General features: G+C 59.3%; 20 protein-coding genes, 1 tRNA gene and 2 pseudogenes. 3 read left to right on the plus strand and 20 right to left on the minus strand.

Annotated features, from left to right (window positions below):
• Nucleotides 1-28 precede the first annotated feature (28 nt).
• Nucleotides 29-113, minus strand: a tRNA-Leu gene (locus AC2CHD_RS03505).
• Between the two features lie 333 nt (nucleotides 114-446).
• On the opposite strand from AC2CHD_RS03505, the gene AC2CHD_RS03510 reads away from it, so the two are divergent.
• Nucleotides 447-587, plus strand: a complete 141-nt coding sequence (locus AC2CHD_RS03510; RefSeq protein ID WP_007008226.1) for a DUF1127 domain-containing protein — start codon at nucleotides 447-449, stop codon at nucleotides 585-587.
• Between the two features lie 478 nt (nucleotides 588-1,065).
• On the opposite strand, the gene AC2CHD_RS03515 is transcribed toward AC2CHD_RS03510, so the two are convergent.
• The gene (locus AC2CHD_RS03515; protein WP_484552591.1) at nucleotides 1,066-1,515 is read right to left on the minus strand and encodes a hypothetical protein; all 450 of its coding nucleotides are present in this window, start codon (nucleotides 1,513-1,515) and stop codon (nucleotides 1,066-1,068) included.
• 243 nt (nucleotides 1,516-1,758) lie between these two features.
• On the opposite strand from AC2CHD_RS03515, the gene trmFO reads away from it, so the two are divergent.
• Nucleotides 1,759-3,162, plus strand: coding sequence for a methylenetetrahydrofolate--tRNA-(uracil(54)-C(5))-methyltransferase (FADH(2)-oxidizing) TrmFO (trmFO, locus tag AC2CHD_RS03520; protein ID WP_484552592.1), 1,404 nt, complete (start codon nucleotides 1,759-1,761; stop codon nucleotides 3,160-3,162).
• A 92-nt stretch (nucleotides 3,163-3,254) separates the two neighbouring features.
• Here trmFO and AC2CHD_RS03525 read toward each other — a convergent pair whose 3' ends face one another.
• The 5 genes from AC2CHD_RS03525 to yajC form a co-directional block, all read right to left on the minus strand.
• Complete coding sequence (locus AC2CHD_RS03525; RefSeq protein WP_484552593.1) at nucleotides 3,255-5,012, minus strand: DUF4153 domain-containing protein; 1,758 nt, start codon at nucleotides 5,010-5,012, stop codon at nucleotides 3,255-3,257.
• Nucleotides 5,013-5,088: 76 nt separating this feature from the next.
• On the minus strand, nucleotides 5,089-5,937 hold the full coding sequence (locus tag AC2CHD_RS03530) for a phytoene/squalene synthase family protein (protein ID WP_484552594.1): 849 nt from the start codon (nucleotides 5,935-5,937) through the stop codon (nucleotides 5,089-5,091).
• A 1-nt stretch (nucleotide 5,938) separates the two neighbouring features.
• Complete coding sequence (locus AC2CHD_RS03535; RefSeq protein WP_229449051.1) at nucleotides 5,939-6,328, minus strand: Mth938-like domain-containing protein; 390 nt, start codon at nucleotides 6,326-6,328, stop codon at nucleotides 5,939-5,941.
• Nucleotides 6,328-8,901 (minus strand): protein translocase subunit SecDF, encoded by a 2,574-nt coding sequence (gene secDF, locus AC2CHD_RS03540; RefSeq protein ID WP_484552595.1) that lies wholly within the window; start codon nucleotides 8,899-8,901, stop codon nucleotides 6,328-6,330. The genes AC2CHD_RS03535 and secDF overlap by 1 nt, the downstream gene beginning before the upstream one ends.
• A gap of 69 nt (nucleotides 8,902-8,970) precedes the next feature.
• Nucleotides 8,971-9,318, minus strand: a complete 348-nt coding sequence (gene yajC / locus AC2CHD_RS03545) for a preprotein translocase subunit YajC (RefSeq protein WP_484552596.1) — start codon at nucleotides 9,316-9,318, stop codon at nucleotides 8,971-8,973.
• 242 nt (nucleotides 9,319-9,560) lie between these two features.
• Here yajC and AC2CHD_RS03550 point away from each other — a divergent pair, with 242 nt between their 5' ends.
• Nucleotides 9,561-10,439: an ATP-binding protein gene (locus AC2CHD_RS03550; protein ID WP_484552597.1), complete on the plus strand. Its 879-nt coding sequence runs from the start codon at nucleotides 9,561-9,563 to the stop codon at nucleotides 10,437-10,439.
• A gap of 88 nt (nucleotides 10,440-10,527) precedes the next feature.
• Here the strand turns inward: AC2CHD_RS03550 and AC2CHD_RS03555 are convergent, their stop codons facing one another.
• The 13 genes and pseudogenes from AC2CHD_RS03555 to AC2CHD_RS03615 all read right to left on the minus strand — a co-directional run bounded on the left by AC2CHD_RS03555 (nucleotide 10,528) and on the right by AC2CHD_RS03615 (nucleotide 23,571).
• Nucleotides 10,528-12,156 carry a peptidoglycan DD-metalloendopeptidase family protein gene (locus tag AC2CHD_RS03555; RefSeq protein WP_484552598.1) on the minus strand — a complete coding sequence of 543 codons (1,629 nt, stop codon included), beginning with the start codon at nucleotides 12,154-12,156 and terminating at the stop codon, nucleotides 10,528-10,530.
• Between the two features lie 110 nt (nucleotides 12,157-12,266).
• Nucleotides 12,267-12,920: a protein-L-isoaspartate(D-aspartate) O-methyltransferase gene (locus AC2CHD_RS03560; RefSeq protein ID WP_484552599.1), complete on the minus strand. Its 654-nt coding sequence runs from the start codon at nucleotides 12,918-12,920 to the stop codon at nucleotides 12,267-12,269.
• Nucleotides 12,917-13,675: a 5'/3'-nucleotidase SurE gene (surE, locus tag AC2CHD_RS03565; RefSeq protein WP_007008238.1), complete on the minus strand. Its 759-nt coding sequence runs from the start codon at nucleotides 13,673-13,675 to the stop codon at nucleotides 12,917-12,919. Before surE ends, AC2CHD_RS03560 begins: the two co-directional genes overlap by 4 nt.
• A 4-nt stretch (nucleotides 13,676-13,679) precedes the next feature.
• A pseudogene (gene serS, locus AC2CHD_RS03570) lies at nucleotides 13,680-14,291 on the minus strand (serine--tRNA ligase); the annotation flags it as partial.
• Nucleotides 14,292-14,474: 183 nt separating this feature from the next.
• Nucleotides 14,475-15,146: pseudogene (locus AC2CHD_RS03575) on the minus strand (serine--tRNA ligase); the annotation flags it as partial.
• A gap of 66 nt (nucleotides 15,147-15,212) precedes the next feature.
• Entirely contained in the window at nucleotides 15,213-16,046 is an 834-nt protein-coding gene (gene tatC, locus AC2CHD_RS03580) for a twin-arginine translocase subunit TatC (protein WP_065815102.1), read from the minus strand.
• On the minus strand, nucleotides 16,043-16,618 hold the full coding sequence (tatB, locus tag AC2CHD_RS03585; RefSeq protein ID WP_484552600.1) for a Sec-independent protein translocase protein TatB: 576 nt from the start codon (nucleotides 16,616-16,618) through the stop codon (nucleotides 16,043-16,045). Before tatB ends, tatC begins: the two co-directional genes overlap by 4 nt.
• 53 nt (nucleotides 16,619-16,671) lie before the next feature.
• Nucleotides 16,672-16,896 carry a twin-arginine translocase TatA/TatE family subunit gene (locus AC2CHD_RS03590; protein ID WP_223020928.1) on the minus strand — a complete coding sequence of 75 codons (225 nt, stop codon included), beginning with the start codon at nucleotides 16,894-16,896 and terminating at the stop codon, nucleotides 16,672-16,674.
• Between the two features lie 35 nt (nucleotides 16,897-16,931).
• Nucleotides 16,932-18,050 carry an ABC transporter ATP-binding protein gene (locus AC2CHD_RS03595; protein WP_484552601.1) on the minus strand — a complete coding sequence of 373 codons (1,119 nt, stop codon included), beginning with the start codon at nucleotides 18,048-18,050 and terminating at the stop codon, nucleotides 16,932-16,934.
• Between the two features lie 53 nt (nucleotides 18,051-18,103).
• A complete protein-coding gene (gene scpB / locus AC2CHD_RS03600) occupies nucleotides 18,104-18,835 on the minus strand; it encodes an SMC-Scp complex subunit ScpB (protein ID WP_484552602.1) in 732 nt (243 codons plus the stop codon).
• Nucleotides 18,828-19,634, minus strand: coding sequence for a segregation and condensation protein A (locus tag AC2CHD_RS03605; RefSeq protein ID WP_229449246.1), 807 nt, complete (start codon nucleotides 19,632-19,634; stop codon nucleotides 18,828-18,830). The genes scpB and AC2CHD_RS03605 overlap by 8 nt, the downstream gene beginning before the upstream one ends.
• 61 nt (nucleotides 19,635-19,695) lie before the next feature.
• The gene (nagZ, locus tag AC2CHD_RS03610) at nucleotides 19,696-20,715 is read right to left on the minus strand and encodes a beta-N-acetylhexosaminidase (RefSeq protein ID WP_484552603.1); all 1,020 of its coding nucleotides are present in this window, start codon (nucleotides 20,713-20,715) and stop codon (nucleotides 19,696-19,698) included.
• A 93-nt stretch (nucleotides 20,716-20,808) separates the two neighbouring features.
• The gene (locus tag AC2CHD_RS03615) at nucleotides 20,809-23,571 is read right to left on the minus strand and encodes an SPOR domain-containing protein (protein ID WP_484552604.1); all 2,763 of its coding nucleotides are present in this window, start codon (nucleotides 23,569-23,571) and stop codon (nucleotides 20,809-20,811) included.
• Between the last annotated feature and the right edge of the window lie 66 nt (nucleotides 23,572-23,637).

Genomic DNA, 23,637 nt, shown 5'->3' on the forward strand with positions numbered 1-23,637 from the left:
CGGGGAATCTTACCGGGATCGGCCCTTCTGGTGCGGGTGGAGGGACTTGAACCCCCACGGCTTGCGCCACAGGAACCTAAATCCTGCGTGTCTACCAATTCCACCACACCCGCTTCGAAAAACCCAAGGAGCGCCCTAAGCTTCCGAAAGCGCGGGTTCTATATCACCTGCACCTAGTCTATCAAAGCAAAATTGGCAAGATTCAGGGCTTTTTTATGCCTTTCGCCAACCAGCCCAACACGAACATGCTGCCTGATTTTTCCCACGCTTTTATAAATCGATTATATCCAAGCCGAACATCCGCCATAACGCAGCCGCAAAAGCGCCATGCTGCATTGCACAAATCGCATTGCTGTCATGCAACATTGGCACTTCAAAGCTGAGCGGGATGGGACTATTTCAGGCTCAACAAACGAACACGGAATTCAAACGAAGCGAGCACTGAGATGAACATCATCCGCAATTACCGCAACTGGCGCCGTTACCGTCAGACCGTCACCGAGCTGAGCCGCCTGTCCAACCGCGAGTTGAACGATCTGGGCATCTCCCGCGGCGACATCCCCTTCGTGGCGCGCAAGTCCCTCTAAGGGCATTTGAGATTAAGAGTTTCGCCAGGATCACCTCCTCCCGATCCTGACGAATATGACCGACAACCTCCTCCTCCCAATTGTCGGTCACCCAAAACAACACCTGCCGGACCTCCTCCCCCGGCAGGTGTTGAAACGGGCGGCAGAGCCGGGAACGGCACGCCAAACAGAATTTTAGAGTTTCCTTTGGGGTTATCCTCCTCCCAATCCTGAAGGAACCGACCGGCAACCTCCTCCTCCCAATTGCCGGTCATCCCAAAACGACACCCGCCGAACCTCCTCCCTCGGCGGGTGTTGTTTCCGGGCAGCAGCCTCCCCATATGGGGCCTGTCAGGATTTGAGTTTCATAGATTTCGCCTGGGTTACCTCCTCCCAACCCTGGCGAATAGACCGGCAACCTCCTCCTCCCAAAATTGCCGGTCATCCCATAACGACACCCGCCGAACCTCCTCCCTCGGCGGGTGTCGTTTTTTATTGCCTATCGTTCGCCTCGCACACCGCGCGTTTTCCATTCGGTCAGCTTCATGATGTCCGGTGCCCCTCCGGCTGGCTCGAACCAGCTGTCCACCGCCCATTCCTCACCGCTTTTCGCGCGCAGGACCGCCGTAGCGTGCGGATAGCGCACGTCGAGAAAGAAACCGCGCGCGGAGTTTCGCTGAACAGTGTGATGATGAAGAAGCCCGTGTCGCTCCAGATAGCGTAGCAGCGTGCGCGTGTTGCGCGACTCGTCGATACAGTCCATCTGCCCGTAGACCCGCGCGCCGCCGGGAGCCGATTTCGGGCCGTCCCGCACACCGATGGTCTGGGTTGCCACGGTTTCGAAATAGCGAACCGCCTGCGCCACGGCTTTCCGTTCAGCCTTCGCAGATGCTTTGCCCGGTGCCATGATGGCAACCAGTCTTTGCCTCATCGCCGTGTCGATCGTCATGCTTTTCTTGTAATAGCAGCCATAACCGCTGCACAGATACACGCGCTCTGCGTTCGCATCGCCCACCCAGAAGAGTGCAGACGCAATGCAAACCGCTCCAACTCTGAAAATTCCAAGCCCCATCGTCACAGTTTAGGGCGCGTTGGGCGACGAGGGAAGCGTTCCCGGCAGGACACTGCATATTTGGTTAGCGCCGGTTTCTATCCCGTTGCATTCCCTCACACGGCAGCTTATCTCCTCCCCATGAAACCGATACACATCATTGGCGGCGGGCTCGCCGGTTCAGAAGCTGCCTGGCAGGTTGCGCAGGCTGGCGTTCCAGTCATTCTGCATGAGATGCGCCCGGTGCGCGGTACGGATGCCCACAAGACCGATGGCCTTGCCGAACTGGTCTGTTCTAATTCCTTCCGTTCAGACGACGCAGAGACCAATGCGGTCGGTCTGCTCCACGCGGAGATGCGGTTGGCGGACTCACTTATCATGCGTTCGGGCGATTCCAATCAGGTCCCAGCCGGGGGCGCGCTTGCAGTGGATCGCGAAGGCTTTTCACATGCCGTGACCGCGGCATTGGAGGCTCACCCGCTGATTACGATCAAGCGTGAAGAAGTGACCGGCCTTCCGCCCGAGGACTGGGATCTGGCGATCATCGCAACGGGCCCTCTCACCGCTCCGGCCCTTGCGGAAGCGATCTCAGAGGCAACCGGTGCCGAATCCCTTGCGTTCTTTGACGCTATCGCCCCTATCGTTCATTTCGATTCAATCGATCTCGATGTGGCGTGGTTCCAGTCACGTTATGACAAGGTCGGCCCCGGCGGAACGGGTAAGGACTATATCAATTGCCCGATGAACAAGGCGCAGTACGAAGCGTTCATTCAGGCGTTGCTAGATGGCGGCAAGACCGAATTCAAGGAGTGGGAAGGCACACCCTATTTCGACGGCTGCCTCCCCATCGAGGTGATGGCAGAGCGCGGTCCCGAAACCTTGCGTCACGGCCCGATGAAACCGATGGGCCTGACCAATGCGCACAAGCCGGACGAAAAGCCCTACGCGGTCGTCCAGCTGCGTCAGGACAATGCACTCGGCACGCTCTACAACATGGTCGGATTTCAGACGAAACTGAAATATGGCGAGCAAACGCGCATCTTCCGTATGATTCCGGGTCTGGAGAACGCCGAGTTCGCACGTCTCGGCGGCTTGCACCGCAACACCTATCTGAATTCCCCGACCCTTCTGGATGGGACCTTGCAGTTGAAGAGCCGCCCGGGGTTGCGCTTTGCCGGCCAGATCACAGGCTGCGAAGGCTATGTGGAAAGTGCTTCCATGGGATTGATCGCTGGTCGTTTCGCTGCCGCGGAACGTTTGGGGCGCTCCATCCCCACCCCGCCGCAGACCACCGCCTTCGGTGCCCTGCTCAACCACATCACCGGCGGACACATTGTTGCGGATGATGAGCCCGGAAAACGTTCGTTTCAGCCAATGAACGTCAATTTCGGCCTTTTCCCTCCCGTGGAAGTCCCAAAGCCGGAAGGCAAGCGGCTTCGCGGGAAGGAGAAATCGGTCGCCAAGAAGAAAGCAATTACGGCGCGCGCGCTTGCGGACTTCAAAGCATGGCTTGACGGGCTTCCCGCGGCTGAGGCAGCCGAATAGCTCGGCCTCTCGTGCTTTGAAATGCAAACTGTCAGGGGTGCGGTTGGCGCACCCCTTGTTCGTTCAGGGCATTTGCAAATGTCGCCAAACCCTCATTCCCAGTCGCTGCTGCGCAGAACCACCGCGCCATAGAAATGCGTTAGCACAGTTTCGGGGTATGAACTGGCAGACAGAGTGGTGGGGATCAATAGGATCTGCTTCCCGTCCGCCTCGAGGCGCAACAAAGCTGATTGGTCAGCTTGAGTCGACAGTTCGACTATTCTTGAGGTTTCGACCTTGAAGAGGGTGGGGGTGCCTGTTTCCGAGGTCAGCGAAACTTCGTTCTTGTTCAGAGTCAATTTGAGACTGGTTCCGTCAGGCAATGACAAGGGGCTGTTGGCACCATCCTTTTGGTCTACTCTTACGTGCTGAAAAAGCACATCGAACCCATCCAGAGCGACCATAACGGTCGAGTTCCTGTCATAAGAATACCATTGACGCCCACGCTGGACAGGATTGTCCGGATCCAGGTTCCACGCATGCGCAATCTGCCGGTAAAGGCTTTCTTCTCCAGACGGCGAGAACCCTTCAGGCGCTACACCAAGCTCGGCATTCTCTCCACTGAGATAGCGCAGCACGGCTAATGCTTCCGCCTTGGTTTGATGATCGTCGGGCTCGCCGCGGACGAGCTCAAGAAAGCGTGACTGTTGCGACCTGATCGACCAGTCGACAGCCCCCAGAGGGCCGAAACTGCCAATGAGAAGCGCGATCACCGGCAGCCCTGCCGCCACACGGATATCGCCACGCAAAGGCCGGAGCGCTTGCAGAATGACAAGAGCAAGCATCACTACGCCGAAAAGCCCCAGAAAATAGCGTTCCACGGTCCATCCGAAAACGCTCACGCGCAACCACAGTGCGTAAAAGAGAAGGCCAAGCGGCGTCACAAGGATCAAAGGCCAGAAGCGAACGAAAAAACGGGTCGGCGCGCGTGCTGTGTCTAGAAACGGCTTGGTTAGAAGCAGTACCGCAACCGTGGAGACACCATAGGTTAGAACCAACCAGCCGATCTGCCCCTGCGGGATCTCACCGGTAAGGACGATCTTCATCGTGTAGAGATGCAGGATTATCGCGTAGATGATGAGAAGCGGAACTGCTGCAAAGTCGCCAAGCGCCCGCATTCCATATTGCATCATGTCACGCTCACGCCCGCCCGGCTCCTCGTCAAACACAAAGGGTGTCTGACCGAGACCGAACAACGGAGCAACGAAGAGACAAATGGAAACCCCGATATGTTTGTAGAGGCCGTTCGAAATGCCGATACCGAAAAGGTTGGTGAGGCTCGCCAGTATTGCAGAGGCACCTCCCCAGAAAAGAACGAATGCGAGGAGGGCAAGCGCAGCCGCAAAAGCCAAACGCGCCGTAAACATCCAGAAGGCGTCGCCTGTCCCTCTGCCGACAAAGGGCGCTATGGGAACGAGCGCTGCCAGAGAGAACAAAAATGCCCACTCCACAGTTCGCACACCGATCGGTGGCCACATCACGGTGAATGCCGCCAATCCGGCAACCGCGGGCAGAATATAACACGCCCACGACGAGAGACGCCTGGATTGCGCAAACAGCGTTGCAGCAAATGATGCAAGCACGGCCCCGATCAGTGCGAAAAGCTGGCTTTCCTGGGAGGCCGCGCCAAAAATCCGAGACGAAAACAGGCTACTGTAGGCAACAAGGGCATTGGCCTGCGCCGCCGTGACAAACAAAAACCCGACCGTCACGGGGAAGCGGGATACAGCCTCCACCATCGCGGCACCGGCCTCTTGCAGTGATTGAAACCAGCCGACAGCCCCATGATTTCTATTCGATTTTTCAGACAAAAGACGTCCTCAAGCAGATTGCCAGACGAACACGAGCATGTGAGCACGGCGCAAATTAGGCAATCGCATTGGTGGCTTAGCGCCAACCTCTCACGGCCCGTTTCAACATGAGCCAGTGACGCCGCCAAAGAGGAAGCGAGACAATTTCATCAAGTACCGCCTCCCCACCTGTCTCGAGACGATCAAGGTAAGTGCTTGAAAGGCCTGCAGGCAGAAACGCCGAGCGCAGGCTGGCTGGAAGATCCTTCGCCCCTTCCTCAAATCTTGTCACGTGGTGCCTGCCGAGCGCAATCATCGCGGCAAGTGCGCGCACCGAACCCGCCTTGTCCTCGCCACTCAGCAGAGCCTCGCGTGTGGTTCCGGCCGCTGCGAGCAGGTCGGCGGGTATGTAGCACTGTCCCCGCCTGCGATGGATTGGCAGCATGCGAAGAAGCCCGGCGATGGCCTGTGCACAGCCGGCATGTCCGGCAACCTCGGAAAACCGAGCGGCAGCTGGCGGGTCGAGAACCAGCGCAGCCAGCTGGATAAGTGCAGAAGCCGTTTCGCCACAATAACCTTCCAGGTCATTCCGGCTCGGCATCGGATCGTCATAAAGATCAAAGATACGCGCTTCCAGGAGATCCAGCAGAGGCTGGACCGGAAGCTGATGAGAACGAACAGCCTCGAGCAGTGCGACCGCTAGGGGCGAGCCTTCGACGCTTTCCGATGCTGTCTGGGCCATCAGAACATCACGCCAGAACTGCAGCCGCACCTCGCCCGGCAGGGCTTCGCTCACACGGTCCCGTATGCCCGCCACCTCGGCGTTGAACGCATAAAGTGCGAAAAGAGCTGAGCGCTTTTCTTCCGGAGCATAAAGAACAGAAAGATAGCGATCCGGATCGGTATCCCGCACCAGAGAAACGACGTATTGATGCCAATCAGTCATCTTAGTCGACAGCGATCAGCGCTGCAGCCACAGTGCGGTCTTCGGCCAAAAGCACATTGTAAGTCCGCACTGCCGCGCCGGTGGCCATGGTCTCCACCGCCACGCCGGCCTCGCGAAATCGCTTGCGGAGCTCGGCCGGCATCGGAATCAGTTGCTCACCCGTACCGACAAGCAAAATGTCGAATTCGCTGGCCTCATCGAACATGCGGGCAAGATCTGCCTCCTCCAGTTCGCCGAAACCGCTGACATCCCATCCGTGAATGCCCGAAGGCAAACACAGGATCGAACCCCGATGCGACATGTCGGCGAAGCGGAAACCGCCATTGCCATAGGCATCAATCGGAGCACGGCCCGGAAAGTGGGCCGCGCGGATTTCGATCCCGCCCGCCATCACTTGGCCGGCAGTTGTCCGGTCGTCTCCGAACCGGCTGATGCGTCATCGCCAGCCTGCTCCGCGCCCAGCGCGCCAGTGGAGCGCATGCGGAACAGGATCAGCAAAGGCCCAGCGATGAAGATCGATGAATAGGTGCCGATCACCACTCCGAAGATCATCGCCGCCGTAAAGGAGCGAATGACCTCGCCGCCAAAGACAAACAGAGCCGCCAGCGCCAGCAGCGTCGTCACCGACGTCATGATGGTACGCGACAATGTTTGGTTCATTGACAGGTTGAGAAGCTCAGGCAGTGGCATCTTCTTGAACCGTCTGAGATTCTCGCGCACACGGTCATAGACGACCACCGTATCATTCAAGGAGTAACCCACGATCGTCAGGATCGCGGCAATACTCGAAAGATTGAACTCGATCCCGGTAATCACGAAGAACCCGACCGTCATGATGACATCGTGCAGCGTCGCCAGGATCGCACCCACGGCGAACTGCCACTCGAACCGCAGCCAGATGTAAATCAGGATCGCCATCAGCGATACCAGCACCGCTATGGTACCTGCACGGGCAAGTTCACCGGAAACCGTCGGCCCGACGACTTCAACGCGGCGGAATTCGTAGGCGTCCTCAAGCTCACCGCGAATCTTTGTGATCACGGTCTGCTCCGCGTTTTCGCCGCCATCCTGCGCCTGAACCCGGATCAGCACCTCACGCGGATCGCCAAACTCCTGAACCTGGATTTCTCCAAGGTTGAGATCGGAAAGGCGAGCACGGATATCGCCGATATCTGCGGGTCCCTCGCGAGACTGAACCTCGATCGAGGAACCGCCCTTAAAATCGATGCCATAGTTCATGTTCACGGTCATGAACAACGCCACCGCCGCGATCGACGCAATGGCCGAGAGCGTAAAGGTGACGCGCCGCAGCTTCATGAAGCCGATACTCGTGTTGTCCGGCACGAAACGCAGCGGCGTACGGGGCAGCTCCTTCGGACGGCGGCGCCGCACCCAGTCGGCTACGATCCAGCGTGTCAGCGTGTAGGCCGTGAACACTGTCGTGGCGATACCGATGGCAAGCGTGACGGCGAAGCCGCGGATCGGTCCAGAACCGAGATAGAAAAGGATGATGGCGGCGATCAGTGTCGTCACATTGGCATCGACGATCGTCGCCAAAGCCTTGGAGAAACCGGTGTCTACCGCCTGGATCAATGAGCGCCCGCCAGCCCGCTCTTCGCGTATACGCTCGAAGATAAGCACACTGGAATCGACCGCCATGCCAATCGTGAGAACGATACCGGCAATACCGGGAAGCGTAAGGGTTGCCCCGAGCGCCGATAGGATCGCGATAATCATGGTCACATTCGCTGCGAGCGCCACCACGGCGAACACACCGAGAAGCCCATAGGCCGCGATCATGAACAGAATAACCAGAGCCGCACCGATGACCGAAGCGATTTTGCCGGCATCAATCGAATCCTGCCCAAGGCCCGGACCGACCGTACGCTCTTCGATGATTGTAAGCGTAGCTGGCAGCGCGCCAGCGCGCAGCAGAACAGCCAGATCATTGGCCGACTGAACGTCGAAACTTCCCGATATCTGGCCGGTGCCGCCCAGAATGGGTTCGCGGATTTGCGGTGCAGAGATGACCTGGTCGTCAAGAATGATGGCGAACAACCGCCCGACATTCTCCTGTGTCGCCTGGCCAAAACGGGTTGCGCCCTTGGTATCGAAGCGGAAACTCACGACGGGCTCGTTGGTCCGTTGATCGAATGTCGCCTGCGCATCCACGAGGTTTTCACCCGAAACGATGACCCGGTCTTCGATCAAATAGGGAACCGGCGGATCGTCCACCGAGTATTTGATCGTCGTTCCAATAGGAGGACGGCCGTTTATGGCCTCCTGCACCGGCACCGACTGATCCACCATCTGGAAAGTAAGCTTGGCCGTCTGGCCGAGGATGTCCTTCAGGCGCTGAGGATCTTGAAGACCCGGTACCTGAACCAGAATACGGTCGTCACCCTGGCGTTGAATGATCGGCTCGGTTGTGCCGAGCTCGTTGACACGACGCCCTACCACCTCGATGGACTGCGACAATGCTGAGGAAATCCGATAGTTGATCCCCTCTTCCGTCAACGAATAGCGCAGCAGTCCCGGCTCCGGCTCCGTCAATTGAAGTTCGGTGACGGTCCCACCGCCGAACAGTCCCGAATTGACCGGCTGTGTGAGCTCACGCAGCGCTTCCTTGGCCTCCGCAACCTGGCCCACGTCGCGGATGCGCACCTGAACGGTCTGGCCCGAACCCGTGAGCCCCGTGTAGCCGATCCGCTTCTCGCGCAGCAGCCTCCGGATATCGTCACGCGTCGTGACAATGCGCTCTTCGATCAGTTCCTGCTTTTCGATCTGCAGAAGAATATGCGAACCGCCCTGAAGGTCGAGACCCAGGGTCATCGGCCTTGAAGGCGCCCAGCTTGGCATCGAGGACAGGTAGGATGGCGGTATGATGTTTGGCGCCGCATAGGCGACACCAAGCGCCACGGCCAGCCATATGAGGATCGTTTGCCAGCGCGAAAAATGTAGCATGGGGCCTCGTCGGTTCGGTTTGGAAGGGCCGTTTTGCCGGCCCTTCCCGGCAATCACGTCATATTGCGGTTATTTCTTGGCGGACTGGCTGTTGTCGGCCACCGGTTCGCCCTTGACGCGTACCTCGGCAAGCATGGCGCGCATCGCCGTCACTTTGTTTCCGCCGCCGAGATCGATTTCAAGCTCGGCGTCGTTGATGACCTTCGTCACCTTTCCGACAAGACCGCCACCCGTCACCACCGTGTCGCCGCGACGAACAGCGGCCAGCATTTCAGTCCGCTTCTTCATCTGCTGGCGCTGCGGACGGATGATAAGAAAATACATGATCACAAAGATCAGGACGAAAGGCAGAATGCTGACAAAGATGTCAGGCGCTCCGCCTGCTCCAGCCTGTGCGTATGCCGGGGTGATAAACATCGAAAACTCCTGATATGCGCCGGACGTCCGGCTGGTCATAAATGTGGCCGGAATATAGACTTTCGCCTATCCATTGCAACTGTTCACCGTCTCGGCACACCGACTTCTGCAAGCGTGTGCACTCCCGCTCGGCACTCCGTACCGCATTGCCCCCTTACCCGCTTGCAAATACCGCGCCCCTATGAAAGAACCGTACCGTACGGTACGCAATCCATGGCAGCACACGCCTTCGTGAGGGAATCATGACCGACAAGACCATCGAAGTGTTGAGCGAGAAGCTGGACAGGTTGATCGCTGCGGTTCGGGATCTCGGCCCCGCACCTGCTGTACCTCCCCGTTTCGATGTGGCCGACTGCTTCGTCTGGCAGGCTGAGCGAAAAGCCCTTGAACCTGTAGAAAACGTCAATCGGGTAGAGCTCAGTCTTATCCGAGGAGTCGACCGGGTCCGCGATATTCTTGCAGACAACACGGACCGTTTCGCCAAAAGCCTCCCGGCCAACAACGTCCTTTTGTGGGGCGCCCGGGGGATGGGCAAGTCCTCATTGGTTAAGGCGGTGCACGCAGAGGTCAACCGCACCGCCGCGGCCGGACAGCCACCGTTGAAACTGGTCGAGATCCATCGGGAAGATATCGAAACGCTTCCTCAGCTCATGGCGTTTCTGAAGGCTGCCCCCTTCCGATTCATCCTGTTCTGCGACGATCTGTCCTTCGATCAAAACGACACATCTTACAAATCGCTGAAGGCGGCGCTGGAAGGTGGTGTCGAGGGTCGGCCAGCCAACGTCATTCTTTACGCCACATCCAACCGGCGCCACCTTCTTCCGCGGGACATGATCGAAAACGAGCGCTCCACGGCGATCAACCCGTCGGAAGCCGTTGAGGAAAAGGTTTCGCTATCGGATCGCTTTGGGCTCTGGCTCGGTTTCCACAAATGTTCGCAGGATGATTATCTCGAAATGGTCCGCGGCTATGTTGCTCATTTCGGCCTGAAGATAGCTCCAGAAGCGCTCCGCGCTGAAGCGCTTGAATGGGCAACCACGCGGGGCAGCCGATCCGGACGTGTGGCCTGGCAGTTCATCCAGGATCTTGCCGGTCGTCTCGGAAAACGGTTGGACACATGAACAAAAACCCGCCCTTTCGGGCGGGTCAAAGAGGCGGCCCGACCGGAGGTCTGGCAGGCCGCAGCTTTTCTCGTTATCCAGGGAACGCTTATTCCAGATAGCCACTCGGATTGACGGGCGTCGCATCCTTGCGCACTTCAAAGTGCAGTTTGGGACGATCGGCACTGCCGCTCATGCCCGACAGCGCGATTTCCTGACCGCGTCGCACTTTCTCGCCACGCTTGACCCGAAGCGCGCTAGCATGTCCGTAGACCGTAACCATGCCATCATCGTGCCGTACCAGAACCGTGTTTCCGAATTCCTTGAGGCCATCACCGGCATAAATCACAACACCGTTTTCCGCAGCCTTGACAGGTGTGCCTGCCGGGACGGCGATGTCGATGCCATCATTGCGGGCCGAACCGGACGTACTGCCGAAATCCGAGATGATCCGCCCACGAACGGGCCAGCGCAGTTTGCCGATGCCGGTGGAATCCGGCGCAACATCGTTGCTCTGCGTTGCAACGGCTGCAACCTGGGTCTGCGTGGAGGAAGCTGCCTGCGGAGCAGATGCTTTTACTGTAGGCGTGGTTTCACGTGTCGTAGCGCTTGTCGTTGTTTTGTCAACTTTCTGCTGCGTCACGCCCGCCACCTGCGACTGCTCGCCGCCATTGCCCGACGGAATGGCCAGCGTCTGCCCGACCCGCAGATAGCCATCCGACAGACCGTTCGCCGCCTTGATGGCACCAACACTCGCGCCAGTCTTGCGGGCAATGCCGTAAAGCGTATCACCTGAAACGACCGTATATGTGCCCCCCGCGCTCGAGGTGACAGGGGACGTAGCCGTTCTCCCACCAGCGCTGTGGGTGTTTGCAGCGGCATTGTTGGTCTCAGCACCTTGCGGACGCGATTTTGGCCGGGGCGTTTCGCGCAGGACAGCAAGGCGCTCCTGTGGCTCGCGCTGTGGCGCCGGCTCATTTGGGATCGGCTGGCGTGCAGCCTGCTGTGACGCGCGCGCATCATTGTCCGGTGCAGAGACCGGTGCTCGGCGCGAATAAACATAGGTCGGAATGACAATCTGCCGTCCCGCTTTCAACTCGGACGCGCTCGAAAGATTGTTGGCGCTGAGGATTGCTCCCACGGGAACACCAAAGCGTCGCGAAAGATTGTAAGCCGTTTCGCCCTCGCGCACGGTGATGGTCGTGCCGCCCACATCGCTCCAGCCGCTATCGCCGCTGTTGCCACTGCGTGCGGGGGCCTGCGCCGACTGACGCGCGATCGATCCGGTCGGAGTGCGGTCAAGCTGCGGCTGAGGAGCAGCCGCCACCGCCGGTGCCGTTTGTGTTGGCGCCGCGATAGGCTGGCGTTGCACACTGCCGCTGGCAGCGCTGGGGGCGGTCAGATCGACAGGCCGCGTTGCAGCGCGAGCCGCGGTATTCGTGGGCGCGGGCAAAGGTTGCTGCATCGCGCCGCCAACTGAAGCTGATGGCCGCGGCCCTCCGCCCTGCCTGCTGATGGATCCTGTATAGGTAGTATCAAGGCCACTCGCCGTATCGCCGGGATAAGGCTGGCTGGCTGGCGCCATCGCCACACTGCCATTTGTCGATCGCGCATCAGCAAAGTCGCTAGACTTGAAGCGCGAGAGGTCTGAGCTGCATCCTGCCGCCACACCGCCGATCAAGATGACGGCGGCTCCGCGCAAAAGCGCGCGATCGAAATTCCGTGCAATACAACGCATTTGACTACCCGCGTACCCAATACCTGAACACGAGCAATTAAATCGCGTTAATGTTACTCAGCGGTTAAGCCGCGCGCGGAAATTAATAAATCGCGCTGTTCCTCGCGGTTTCAGATCGCTGACGAAACCCCCTTCAGGAGTGGCTGAAGGCGCGTTTCCGCAATATCCGTCCGCTCAAACCTGCTGCCGACTTTCTCCAGTTTGGCAACGCTTTGAACATCATCTCCGGGGCCGATTGGCGCAATCATCACCCCGCCCGTTGAGAGTTGATCCACAAATCGCCGCGGCAGATCATCGAAAGCCGCCCAGGATACGATTCGGTCGAAGGGCCCATCAGCGGGCGCCCCATCCGTTCCATCGGCATGGCGTGCAACCACATTGCTGATACCCAGATGGTCCCAGCGCAACTGTGCCTCCATTCCCAGCGTTCGGTAGCGGTCGAGTGTAAGCACCCTCCCCGCCAGACGTCCCATAACGGCTGCGGTGAAACCGGATCCAGTGCCAATCTCCAGAACCCGGTGTCCGGAAGACAACGCCAGCGCATCAATCACCTGGGCCTGAAAGTCGCAACCTTCGATGGCCTCGCCGCAGGCAATTGGCACCATTCGATCGGACCAGGAAAGCGCGTACCATTCCGATGGCAGAAAGCTGCAGCGCGGCGTCGCTTCCATCGCGGCGAAGAGCTCCTTGCTGCCGACCCCGCTTGCACGCATGCGCAGCATGAAGGCGGCAAAGCTCTCTCGCTCCTGCCCCGGTTCGATCATGCCAGCGCCTTGGCCAGTTGATCGCGCACCTCGTGCGCCGTCAGGTCAAGATGCAGCGGCGTGACCGAAACATAACCGTCGCGGACGGCCGCCTGGTCGCTGCCCTGGCGGATGTCGGCCTGTTTGCGCCCGAAACGCAGCCAGTAATACGGATAGTTTCGCCCGTCGCGGCGTTCTTCCACGTTGAGCCCGTGCACCATCTTGCCCTGCACGGTCACGAGCGTGCCCTTGGCCTCTTCAGGCGTGCAGTTGGGGAAGTTGATGTTGACCAGCACCCCCTCCGGCATCGGCCGCTCGATCAGTTTCTTGAGGATTGGCGGTGCGAGCGCCTCTGCCGTCGCAAAGGGGATATAACGGCTCTCGTCGGTGAAATCATAGGCCTGGCTCAAGGCAAAGGAGGGAATGCCAAGAAGCGTCCCCTCCATCGCGCCGGCCACCGTGCCCGAATAGGTCACGTCATCGGCAATATTGGTGCCATTGTTGACGCCAGAGAGGATCAGGTCCGGCGGCGTGTCCATCACGTGCCGCACGCCCATGATCACGCAATCCGTTGGCGTGCCGCGCAGGGCAAAATGCCGGTCGTCGATCTTGCGCATTCTGAGCGGCTCGGACAATGACAGCGAATGGGCAAAGCCCGACTGGTCGGTCTCAGGCGCCACCACCCACACATCGTCGCTCAGCGTGCGGGCGATCCGCTCCAGCGTCGCCAGTCCTTCCGCGTGAATGCCATCGTCATTGGTCAACAGAATGCGCAAAGTCTCAATCCTCTAATGCTTCGATTTTCTCCAGGCCGCCCATATAGGGTTTCAGCGCTGACGGTATCGTGACACTGCCGTCCTCGTTCTGATAATTCTCCAGAACCGCAATCAGCGCCCGGCCAACCGCCGTTCCCGAGCCGTTGAGCGTGTGCACGAAGCGCGTCTGCTTCTCGCCCGCAACCCGGTAGCGCGCATTCATGCGCCGCCCCTGAAAATCGCCGCAGACCGAGCAGGACGAAATCTCACGATAGGCGTTCTGCCCCGGCAGCCACACTTCCAGATCGTAGGTCTTGCGTGCGCCAAAGCCCATGTCGCCGGTGCACAACACCATGGTGCGGAACGGAAGATCGAGCTTCTTGAGTACGGTTTCGGCGCATTGTGTCATGCGCTCATGCTCGTCAATCGCGCTTTCCGCATCGGTGATCGAGACGAGCTCCACCTTGTAGAACTGATGCTGGCGCAGCATGCCGCGCGTATCGCGTCCCGCAGAACCCGCTTCCGAACGGAAGCATGGCGTCAGCGCGGTGAAGCGCAGGGGCAGCTTTTCGCCATCGAGAATTTCCTCGCGCACCAGATTGGTGAGTGAAACTTCCGCCGTCGGGATCAGCCACTTTCTTGCAGAAATACGAGCACGCTCTTTAGCCCACTGATCCAAAATCGTCGCAAGAGATTTATCCGCAAAAGACAAAATCGGATCGCGTTCTCTTTCTGGGTCCTCAAGCTTTCGACGAATATCATCAGGTAAGTTTCGCCAAGTTTCATCCATTGCTACTTTTAGGGCTAGTTGGGTAGCATCTCCGCTAACTGCCTCAAACAAATCTTCTTCAAACTTCGGCAACTGTCCGGTGCCGAACATCGCATCGTCGCGCACCAGAAGCGGCGGCTGTACTTCCGTATAGCCATGCTCCTGCGTGTGCAGGTCGAGCATGAACTGCCCCAACGCACGCTCCAGACGGGCAAGCTGCCCCGAAAGCACCGTGAAGCGCGCGCCCGAAAGCTTCGCCGCGCGTTCGAAATCCATCTGGCCGAGCGCTTCGCCGATCTCGAAATGCTCCTTGGCCCAGTTGGCGCGCTTCGGCTCGCCATGTTTGCGCACCTCCACATTGTCGTTCTCGTCAGCGCCAACCGGCACATCGTCGAGCGGAACATTGGGAATGCGCGCCAGCGCGTCGTTCAGCGCCGCATCATGACGCCGCTCTTCGGCTTCACCATCCTGAACGAAGCTCTTCAGCTCCGACACCTCGGCCTTCAGCTTCTCGGCAAGCTCCTTGTCGCCGGAAGCCATCGCCTTGCCGATTTCCTTGGAAGCTGCATTGCGGCGCTCCTGCGCTTCCTGAAGTTTTGTCAGGTGCTGGCGGCGCGCTTCGTCGAGCGCAAGAAGCTTCGCGCTTTCAGGGTCCGCGCCGCGCTTCTTCAGCGCTTCATCCAGCGCCTGCGGGTTCTCGCGAATCCATTTGATGTCGAGCATGTCAGATTTCCAATCGCGGAGAGATTGCGGTGAACCGCCTCGAACGCGACAGGAAAGCCAGCAAATCTAGGCGGTCGGCTGGTCCGCTTCGTCGGTTTCGTCCTGCGCGGTCTTTTCCTTCTCGCGCTGGCGCTCAACCATACGGGCGGCCCAGATGGCAATTTCGTAGAGAAGGATGGTCGGAAGCGCAAGACCGATCTGGCTCACCGGGTCCGGCGGCGTCAGGATCGCCGCCGCGACAAACGCCGCCACGATCGCATATTTGCGCTTGTCGGCGAGCCCAGTCGAGGTGAGAAGCCCCACCCGCGCCATCAGCGTCGTCACCACCGGAAGCTGAAACACCAGCCCGAAGGACAGGATCAGCGTCATGATCAGCCCGAGATATTCGGAAACCTTGGGCAACAGCGAGATTTGCACAGTGTTGTCCGGCCCCACCTGCTGCATGGACAGGAAGAACCACATCACCATCGGCGTGAAGAAGAAATAGACAAGCGCCGCACCAATCAAGAACAGAATAGGCGAAGCGATCAGGAACGGCATGAAGGCCCGGCGCTCATTGCGGTAAAGACCGGGCGCCACAAATTTATAGACCTGCATGGCGATCACCGGAAAGGCGAGCACCAGTCCGCCGAACATGGCGAGCTTGATCTGGGTGAAGAAAAATTCCTGCGGCGCGGTGTAGATCAGGTCCACCTTGTCCGCGTCTAGACCCGCCCACTGGGTTGCCCACTGGAACGGGATGACCAGCAGATTGAAAATCTGCTTGGCGAAGAAAAAGCAGACGAGGAAGGCCACAAAAAAACCGGCAAGCGCCCACATCAGGCGCGATCGGAGCTCGATCAGGTGGTCGATCAGCGGTGCGGAAGACTGATCGATATCGTCGTCACGTTCGGCGTTCACGACTTGGCTCCGCTAGTCTTCTTTGCCGGAGCGCGCTTGGTCGCGCCCGCCGTTTTGGTTTTGCTGCCTGCCTTTGGCTTGGCCGTCGTCGCGGGCTTTGTTGCCGGTGCCTTGGTCGCCCCTGGCTTCGCTGCCGTTTTCGTCGCCGTGCGGGGCTTGGCCGTGGCCTTGGGCTTCGCCTTACCTGGCATCTGGGTTGCGCCTGCCTTGGCTGGTTCCGCCGCATGCGGTTCCTTTGACGCCGGCGGACCGGATTTCGCCGCCTGCGGTTTCATCGCCGCATCGAGACCGGACCGGATCTCCTGCCCCACCTTCTCGATCGGGTTGAGATGTTTCTTGATCTCGTTGCGCGGATCGAGCTTGCGCGCGTCATCCACGAGGGATTTCACATCATCAAGCTCGGCCTCCTGCAGCGCTTCATCGAACTGCTTGCGAAAATCGCCGGCCATGGTGCGCAGTTTGGACGTCGTACGCCCAAAGGTGCGCAACATGCGCGGCAAGTCCTTCGGCCCGACCACGACGATCAGGACGATGGCGATCACCATGATTTCGGGCCAGCCAAGATCAAACATAGGTCACCGGAACGGATAGCAGGAAGCGGAAACGCTGTGCGAATTGCGGCGAATCAGCCGGACTTCTTCTTGCTCGGCTTGCTCGCTTCCTTCACCGGCTCATCGGCCTGATGTTCGACCGTCTTGGTCGTGTCCTCATCATCGTCGGACATGCCCTTTTTGAAGCTCTTGATGCCCTTGGCCATGTCGCCCATCAGCTCGGGTATCTTGCCGCGTCCAAACAGGAGCAGCACCACGACGAGCACGATAAGCCAGTGCCAGATTGAAAAGGAACCCATGATCAGTCTCTTTCACCAATTGCCATTGATTTGATTTATGCGGTTTCGCGCGATGTTTCAAACGATTGTCTCGCGAATACGAGAACATCGCTCTCGATCACGTTCAGCCATATGTCCCGCACGCCCGGTTGCAACTGCCCGCAGCGCACGCGGGCACGCACATGCCGGTCAGCCCCGGGGATCGCGAGCTCGAGAAATTCCACCACGCCGAGGAAGCGCCTGGAAACGATGCGCGCCGGTACGGAACCGCGCTCTTGATCCACCTGAAACCCGGACAGGCGAACCGCAACAGTTGCATCCGCGCCCTCTTCCAGCCCATCTGCCGAAAAACGCCCCAGAGGCGTTTCCACACTGCCGGCGTGCACCTGTCCATCAAACTCGTTGATCTCGGAAAAGAAGCCGGCCACGAAAAGATCGGCGGGGCGTCGATAAAGCTCTTCGGCGGTCCCCACCTGAACGAGTTTTCCATCCTTGAGAAGTGCTATCCGGTCACCCATACGCATGGCTTCTTCTGCGTCATGGGTCACCACAACGGCGGTCGCACGGCTTTGCCGCAGAATGGAGAGCGTTTCCGCGCGCACACTGTCCTTCAAACGGGAATCGAGCCCTGAGAATGGCTCATCCATCAAAAGCACCGCCGGTCGTGGCGCCAGCGCCCGCGCCAGCGCAACACGCTGCTGCTCACCGCCTGACAGCACGTGCGGATAGGCGCCGGCATAGCCTTCAAGCCCGACCCGCTCAAGCGCGATCATTGCCTCTTTCTGGGCTTCCTCACCCGAAAGGGCGGTCAGTCCGAAGCGCACATTGTCGAGAATGGTCAGATGCGGGAAAAGCGCAAAGTCCTGAAACACGAGACCGATCGAGCGCTTTTCGGGCGGCAAAAACACGTTCGGACCGGCAATTTCGCGCTCGTTCAGAAACACCTGGCCGGAGCGCTGAGCCTCGATGCCGGCAGCAATCCGGAGGAGCGTCGTCTTGCCGGAACCGGAAGGCCCGAGAAGACAAAGCACCTCGCCAGGCTCCGCGCAAAGAGACACGTCCCTGAGTGTTTGCACGCCCGAAGCATAGGAATGGCTGATATTCTGGAAGGAAAGACGCGCCGCGAAGCTGACGCCGGCCGTTCCACGCGCCGAACTTTGCTTCTTATTGTCCATGCACCGGTATCCCTGGATGGATCGCAGGCGGCCCCTGTCCCGCAGGACTTCCGTCAATCATCCTCAGCGAGCGGTGTCAACAGACCAAGTTCTTCCAGGTCGATATCTGTCAGCGGATCTTCATCTTCTGTGAGTTCATCCGGATCAGTCATCGGCTGCGGCACCGAGAAGTTGACCGGCATTCTGGCGGAAAGCAGTCCAGCCCCCTTCAACTCATCGATGCCCGGCAGATCGCGCAGCTCCGTCAACCCAAAGTGATCCAGAAATTCTGTGCTGGTTCCATAGGTTACCGGGCGCCCCGGTGTGCGGCGGCGGCCGCGCATCTTGACCCAGCCCGTTTCAAGCAGAATGTCGAGCGTCCCCTTGGACGTCTCCACACCCCGAATTTCCTCGATCTCCGCACGCGTGACCGGCTGGTGATAGGCGATCACCGCCAACATCTCGAGCGCGGCACGCGACAATTTGCGCTGCTGGACAGCGTTCCGGTTCATGAGGAACGAGAGGTCGCTTGCTGTTCGAAACGCCCAACTGTTTTCGACGCGGACGAGGTTCACCCCGCGCTTTTCATAATCCTTCTGAAGTTCGGCCAGAGCTTGGACAACATCGGTTCCATCGGGCAGACGCTCCGCCAGAGCCTTTTCGGCCACCGGCTCCGCGCTCGCGAAAACAATCGCCTCCACCATCCGCTTGACCTCGACGAGATGCGGCGAATGCGTCTCGGAGGTTTCGTTTTCCAGCTCGCCCTCATTGGCGACAAACGGAACCACATTGCTGTTGTCAGTCATCGGCATTCTCAAAAAGGCTGGCTGGCGCCTTCTTGCCCGTCCGCATGTAGATGGGGGCAAACGGCTCCTGCTGTCGGATTTCAAGGGCGCCTTCCCGCACCAGTTCGAGAGAGGCCGCGAAAGCGCTCGCAGTGGCTGTCGCCCGTTCCTCAGCCTTGGTCATGTAACGCATCAGGAAGTGATCCAGCGCCGTCCAGTCGCCAAAGTCGCCAATCATCCGCACCAGAATTTCACGCGCCTGCTTGAGCGACCAGACGCCCCGCTTTGCAATGCGCACATTCGTCACCGCACGGCGCTGGCGCTGTGAGGCATAGGCAGTGAGCAGATCATAGAGCGACGCCGCAAAAGCGCTCTCTTTCTGGACGATCACCGGCTCTGGCATGCCACGGGCAAACACGTCCCGGCCCAGACGATTGCGGTTGACAAGACGCGCTGCCGCATCGCGCATCGCTTCCAACCTTTTCAGGCGGAACTGCAAGAGTGCGGCCATTTCCTCACCGGTCGGCTCTTCATCCTCCGGCTTTTTGGGGATCAGCAGGCGTGATTTCAGATAGGCCAGCCAGGCCGCCATCACCAGATAGTCGGCCGCCAGCTCCAGCCGCATTTTGCGCACTTTCTCGATGAAAGCGATGTATTGCTCAGCAAGGGCGAGAACGGAAATGCGCGCGAGGTCCACCTTCTGTGTGCGTGCTAGGTGGAGCAGCAGGTCGAGCGGCCCTTCAAAACCATCGACATCAACCGTCAGGGCAGGCTCGGAAACGCCATGCTCCTTCGCATTGTCGTCCCACAGCTTGTCCATGGGTGCCGGTTTCACAGCCGTCTTTTCAGCGTTCTGCGCCAAGCGTCATCGACCCTTATCGTCAAGCGACCGCCGCGAAGCACTCCTCGAATTCCGCGCGCGCGACCTTTTCTTCCGTATCATCCCCCGGATTGAGGCAAGCCAGTGCACGATTAGCCCGCTCCAGACTTTTGCCCGACAATTCAGGCGCCTTTTCGGCGACAGCCTGCATTTCGGGCATAATCCCATGACAGTGAAGGACGAGATCACAGCCCGCCGCAAGGATTGCTTCCGCCCGTTGCGAGAAATCCCCAGAAAGTGCGTGCATCGACACGTCATCGCTCATCAGGAGCCCATCGAAGCCGATCTCGCCTCGGATAATGTCGCGGATCACTTTGGCGGATGTGGTCGCTGGCCGCTCCGGGTCGATTGCATGAAACACGATATGTGCAGTCATTGCCATCGGCAGGTCTGCCAACGCCTTGAACGGAATAAAATCGTGCGTGCGCAGCTCGTCGAGGGAAGCCGACACCTCGGGCAGCGCCTTGTGGCTGTCCGCAAAGGCGCGCCCATGGCCCGGCATATGCTTCATCACCGGCAGAACACCGCCTGCCATCAACCCCTCGCTCGCAGCGCGGCCAAGTGCAATCACCGTCTGCGGGTCATGTGCATAGGCGCGATCGCCGATCACGTCATGCGCACCGGCAATCGGCACGTCGAGCACCGGCAGACAATCCGCCGTGATCCCATAGCGTCTGAGGTCCATAGCATGCAGGCGCGACATCAGCCATGCCGCACGCAGTCCCACTTCCGGGCTTCTTGCGTAAATGCGGCCGAGTTCGGAGGCCGTCGGATAGCTGCCTGCCATGGGCGGACGGATGCGCTGCACCCTGCCCCCTTCCTGATCGATGAACACCGGCGCATCCGGCCTGCCGACACTGTCGCGCATGGATGCCACAAGGTCGCTCAGCTGTGCGGGCTCGCCGACATTGCGCGCAAACAGGATAAAGCCCCACGGCCGCTCATCACGATAGAAGGCGATTTCATCCGCCGTTAGTTCTTTCCCCGTCGCACCGAGGATCATGGATTTTGATTCGCTCATGCCGTCAGGATAACCGGGCTCGCGAATCTGGAAAAGGAAACAAGAAAAAACCGCCGCACAATGGCGGCGGTTTCGGTTGGCTCGGATGCAAGATCACTTCGAAACGAAGCAACTTCCTCCCGCCGACTTCAACTGCGAGCAAAGGCGAATTGCTTCATCCTTCGACGATGAGGGAATGCGCACGCGGTAATAAGTTCCCTTACCTGCAATGTCAGCCTTGACGATGTTCACGCCTTTTCCGGTCAGAAGACCGCCATAGCGCTGAGCCATGTCCTGATACGACTTCTGCGCTGCTTCCACGGTCGGCTGCGAAGAAATCTGCACCGACCAGCCATCCGAACCAGAGGTCACAGGCGCGGGCGCAGGTGTTTGCGCAACAGGTTGCGCAGGCTGGCTGGGCGCTGCTGCGACCTGAGCAGGAGGTGTTGTTTCAACAGTTCGCTGCGGCTGCGAAGGTGGTGCAGCAGGGCGTGAGGGCGGGACCGGCGCTGTAACCGGCACATTGCCCGCGGAGGCGTTCGCATCTTCCGCTGATCCGTTCAGCGGATCTGCACTCGCAAGCCGCGCATCCGGCGCTGCTTCCTGGCTCGCCTGCTGGGCTGTCATAGCTTCAACCTGCTGCTCAGGGCTTTCAACGTTACCAGTTGCCACAGCGTTTTCAGTATTCTGGGCAGGTGCCTCCGGCTCACGCGGAACAATCGTGCCGTCCGGTCGAACCACCATGGTGCGTACGCGCCGTGGTGTCATTGCCGTTACCGGCTCGCTCGTCGGGGTTACCGTATCGTCGGCACTCGACGATAGCCTCTCCTCCGACTTCGGCGCCGCTTGTGGCACGTCCACGGGCTCTTCTGCCGTCGAAACAAGCCGTTCCTGAACAGGATCAGTGCCGGCCTCTGCACCCGAAACCCTCTGATAGACCTGATTGTCCTGGTTGGGAACCTGTTCGCCCCCGGGGTTTTCCGGCTTCACTTTTATGGGCTCGTCATCGGCTCGAACAACCACTGGTGCAGAATTGTCTTCGCCACCGCCGCTGAAGGCGAAAAAGCCGACGAGAGCGAGAATGGCAACGCCTCCGGCCACGCCGAACATTGCAAGGTTTCGGCGATTGGAAAGCGGCCCAGAACGCCCAGCCACGGCTCCCGCAGTCTCTGAAGCAAAGCTTCCCGGTCCCCGCTCGAATTCTTCGGACGGATCGCTCCAGGAGTCCATATCCGAGACCACGAAAGCGTCGGCAGGATCTGCTTCCCGCTTATCAACTGCTCGTTCTTCGCTCGGCCCGGCAAAGTCATCCGGTTCGGAAAAACTATCCGCAAAAGCAGTTTCGAAACCGAAATCCTCTTCTTCCCGGGCCTGCTCGGTTGGCTGCAGGGCAGCAGCAGCATATGCATCGTTGGGCACCGCGGTGCCGGCCTCATAACCGACCTCTGCAGCTGCGACTGTCCCAGGCAGGCTTTCACTGTCCCCAAAGGCACGCGCAAGAGCAAGCTCCAGGTCGTCCGATTCTGTTTCAGGCACACGCTCCGGTTCGCTTATGAACTCCGGAATGTGTGCGGAATCTTCGACTTGGACCCGTTCGTTTCCTGGCACATCAACTGTATCGATATGCGGTACGGATGACTGGTGTTCCGAGGACAGTGCGTCAGAGGGATGCTCCGGCTGTTGCCAGAACGGAGCAGCCAAAGTCGCCTCCACAGGATCATCTTCAGCTGGCAGCTCAGGCTCCGTATCAACAGTGTCAAAACCTTCCCAAGTGGCTTCGGCCTGCAGACCATCTTCCGCTTGCGGTTGGACCAGCGGCTCTACAGGCGCCGGCTCTTCGGAGGGCGACGCTGAAAGCTGATCTTCAAGGGTCGCGGTAAAATCATGATCCTCGCGTGCGACATCCCCGTCCACCGCACTCGCCCGCTCGGCGCCCTGAGCGATGGAAGAGGCAAACGCCTGAGGAGAAAGGAACGGATCTGCACTGGCGGCTGTGTCTTCAGCCTGATCCAGACTGAGCGACACCTCGGATTGCTCGAATTCCTCGAAATCATCGCGTTCAGCGGGGTAATCGGGTTCCGCATTGTACGGATCGAGGGCAACGTCCGGTTCGGCGGCTTCCAGTGCCTCTTCCGTCACCAGATCAGTAAACGGATCTGCCGCGGAAGTCGCAGCATCCGTGGTTTCGAGGGACTGCTCGCCGACGTCATTCTCGGAGCCGAACCAATCTTCGTTCGCCAGAGAAGCTTCGAGATCGTTATCCAGTTGCGCGAAGTCCTGATCGCTGAACTCAAGCGCATCTTTCTGGGCTGGACTCTCTATGGGCTCGTCGCGCTCATAGTCCGGTTCGAAAAAAGGGCCACTTGGCTCGGCCATATCGACGTCGAACTCGGAGAAATGCTGCTCAACGAGTTCAGCTTCAACACCCTCAACAGATTCTGAAACTTCGGCCTCTTCCTCAGGCAGCGTTGAAACGGCTGGAAAATCGTCAGCCGGTTCCAGGCGCATTTCGCTTTCAAAACTCGCAGCAAAGCTCTCGTCGAGTTCATCAGCCATATCGGCCGCGATGTCGACGGCAGGCTCATCAGGCCTTTGCTCTGCCTCAACAGCATCGAAACGCCAGTCGCCCGATGGCTGAGGCTGCCAGTCGTCCTGGGGAACTGCTTCCTCATGAACCTCGTCGGAAAATTCCGCCAGATCGCCAAGCAATTCGTTCTCGAGCTCAAGCGCGAGATCATCGCCCTCCTGCTCGGCCTCATTGCCGGACGCTTCGGCGCGCCGTGGGTCGTGGCCCATAATGCGGGTCAGTTCCGCAAATGGGTCGTCCTCAGAAAAAACGGCGCTATCCGCGCGTTGGTTCGAGCTATGATCTGCCATGCTTTTTTCCGCACTCACACTCGGTAGACGCCCGCGACGTCGTACAATTGTCGGGTACCAGCGCAA

It is taken from the genome of Nitratireductor sp. ATLC21 (assembly GCF_057196525.1).

Excerpts from the sequence above, each read along its gene's own strand:
- tatB (WP_484552600.1), bottom strand. The coding sequence starts at position 16,618 with ATGTTTGATCTTGGCTGGCCCGAAATCATGGTGATCGCCATCGTCCTG.
- AC2CHD_RS03510 (WP_007008226.1), top strand. The coding sequence starts at position 447 with ATGAACATCATCCGCAATTACCGCAACTGGCGCCGTTACCGTCAGACC.
- AC2CHD_RS03595 (WP_484552601.1), bottom strand. The coding sequence starts at position 18,050 with ATGGACAATAAGAAGCAAAGTTCGGCGCGTGGAACGGCCGGCGTCAGC.
- AC2CHD_RS03535 (WP_229449051.1), bottom strand. The coding sequence starts at position 6,328 with ATGGCGGGCGGGATCGAAATCCGCGCGGCCCACTTTCCGGGCCGTGCT.
- AC2CHD_RS03605 (WP_229449246.1), bottom strand. The coding sequence starts at position 19,634 with ATGGACAAGCTGTGGGACGACAATGCGAAGGAGCATGGCGTTTCCGAG.
- AC2CHD_RS03590 (WP_223020928.1), bottom strand. The coding sequence starts at position 16,896 with ATGGGTTCCTTTTCAATCTGGCACTGGCTTATCGTGCTCGTCGTGGTG.
- yajC (WP_484552596.1), bottom strand. The coding sequence starts at position 9,318 with ATGTTTATCACCCCGGCATACGCACAGGCTGGAGCAGGCGGAGCGCCT.
- nagZ (WP_484552603.1), bottom strand. The coding sequence starts at position 20,715 with ATGAGCGAATCAAAATCCATGATCCTCGGTGCGACGGGGAAAGAACTA.
- secDF (WP_484552595.1), bottom strand. The coding sequence starts at position 8,901 with ATGCTACATTTTTCGCGCTGGCAAACGATCCTCATATGGCTGGCCGTG.
- AC2CHD_RS03515 (WP_484552591.1), bottom strand. The coding sequence starts at position 1,515 with ATGACGATCGACACGGCGATGAGGCAAAGACTGGTTGCCATCATGGCA.
- AC2CHD_RS03560 (WP_484552599.1), bottom strand. The coding sequence starts at position 12,920 with ATGATCGAACCGGGGCAGGAGCGAGAGAGCTTTGCCGCCTTCATGCTG.
- trmFO (WP_484552592.1), top strand. The coding sequence starts at position 1,759 with ATGAAACCGATACACATCATTGGCGGCGGGCTCGCCGGTTCAGAAGCT.
- AC2CHD_RS03615 (WP_484552604.1), bottom strand. The coding sequence starts at position 23,571 with ATGGCAGATCATAGCTCGAACCAACGCGCGGATAGCGCCGTTTTTTCT.
- AC2CHD_RS03530 (WP_484552594.1), bottom strand. The coding sequence starts at position 5,937 with ATGACTGATTGGCATCAATACGTCGTTTCTCTGGTGCGGGATACCGAT.
- AC2CHD_RS03555 (WP_484552598.1), bottom strand. The coding sequence starts at position 12,156 with ATGCGTTGTATTGCACGGAATTTCGATCGCGCGCTTTTGCGCGGAGCC.
- scpB (WP_484552602.1), bottom strand. The coding sequence starts at position 18,835 with ATGACTGACAACAGCAATGTGGTTCCGTTTGTCGCCAATGAGGGCGAG.
- AC2CHD_RS03550 (WP_484552597.1), top strand. The coding sequence starts at position 9,561 with ATGACCGACAAGACCATCGAAGTGTTGAGCGAGAAGCTGGACAGGTTG.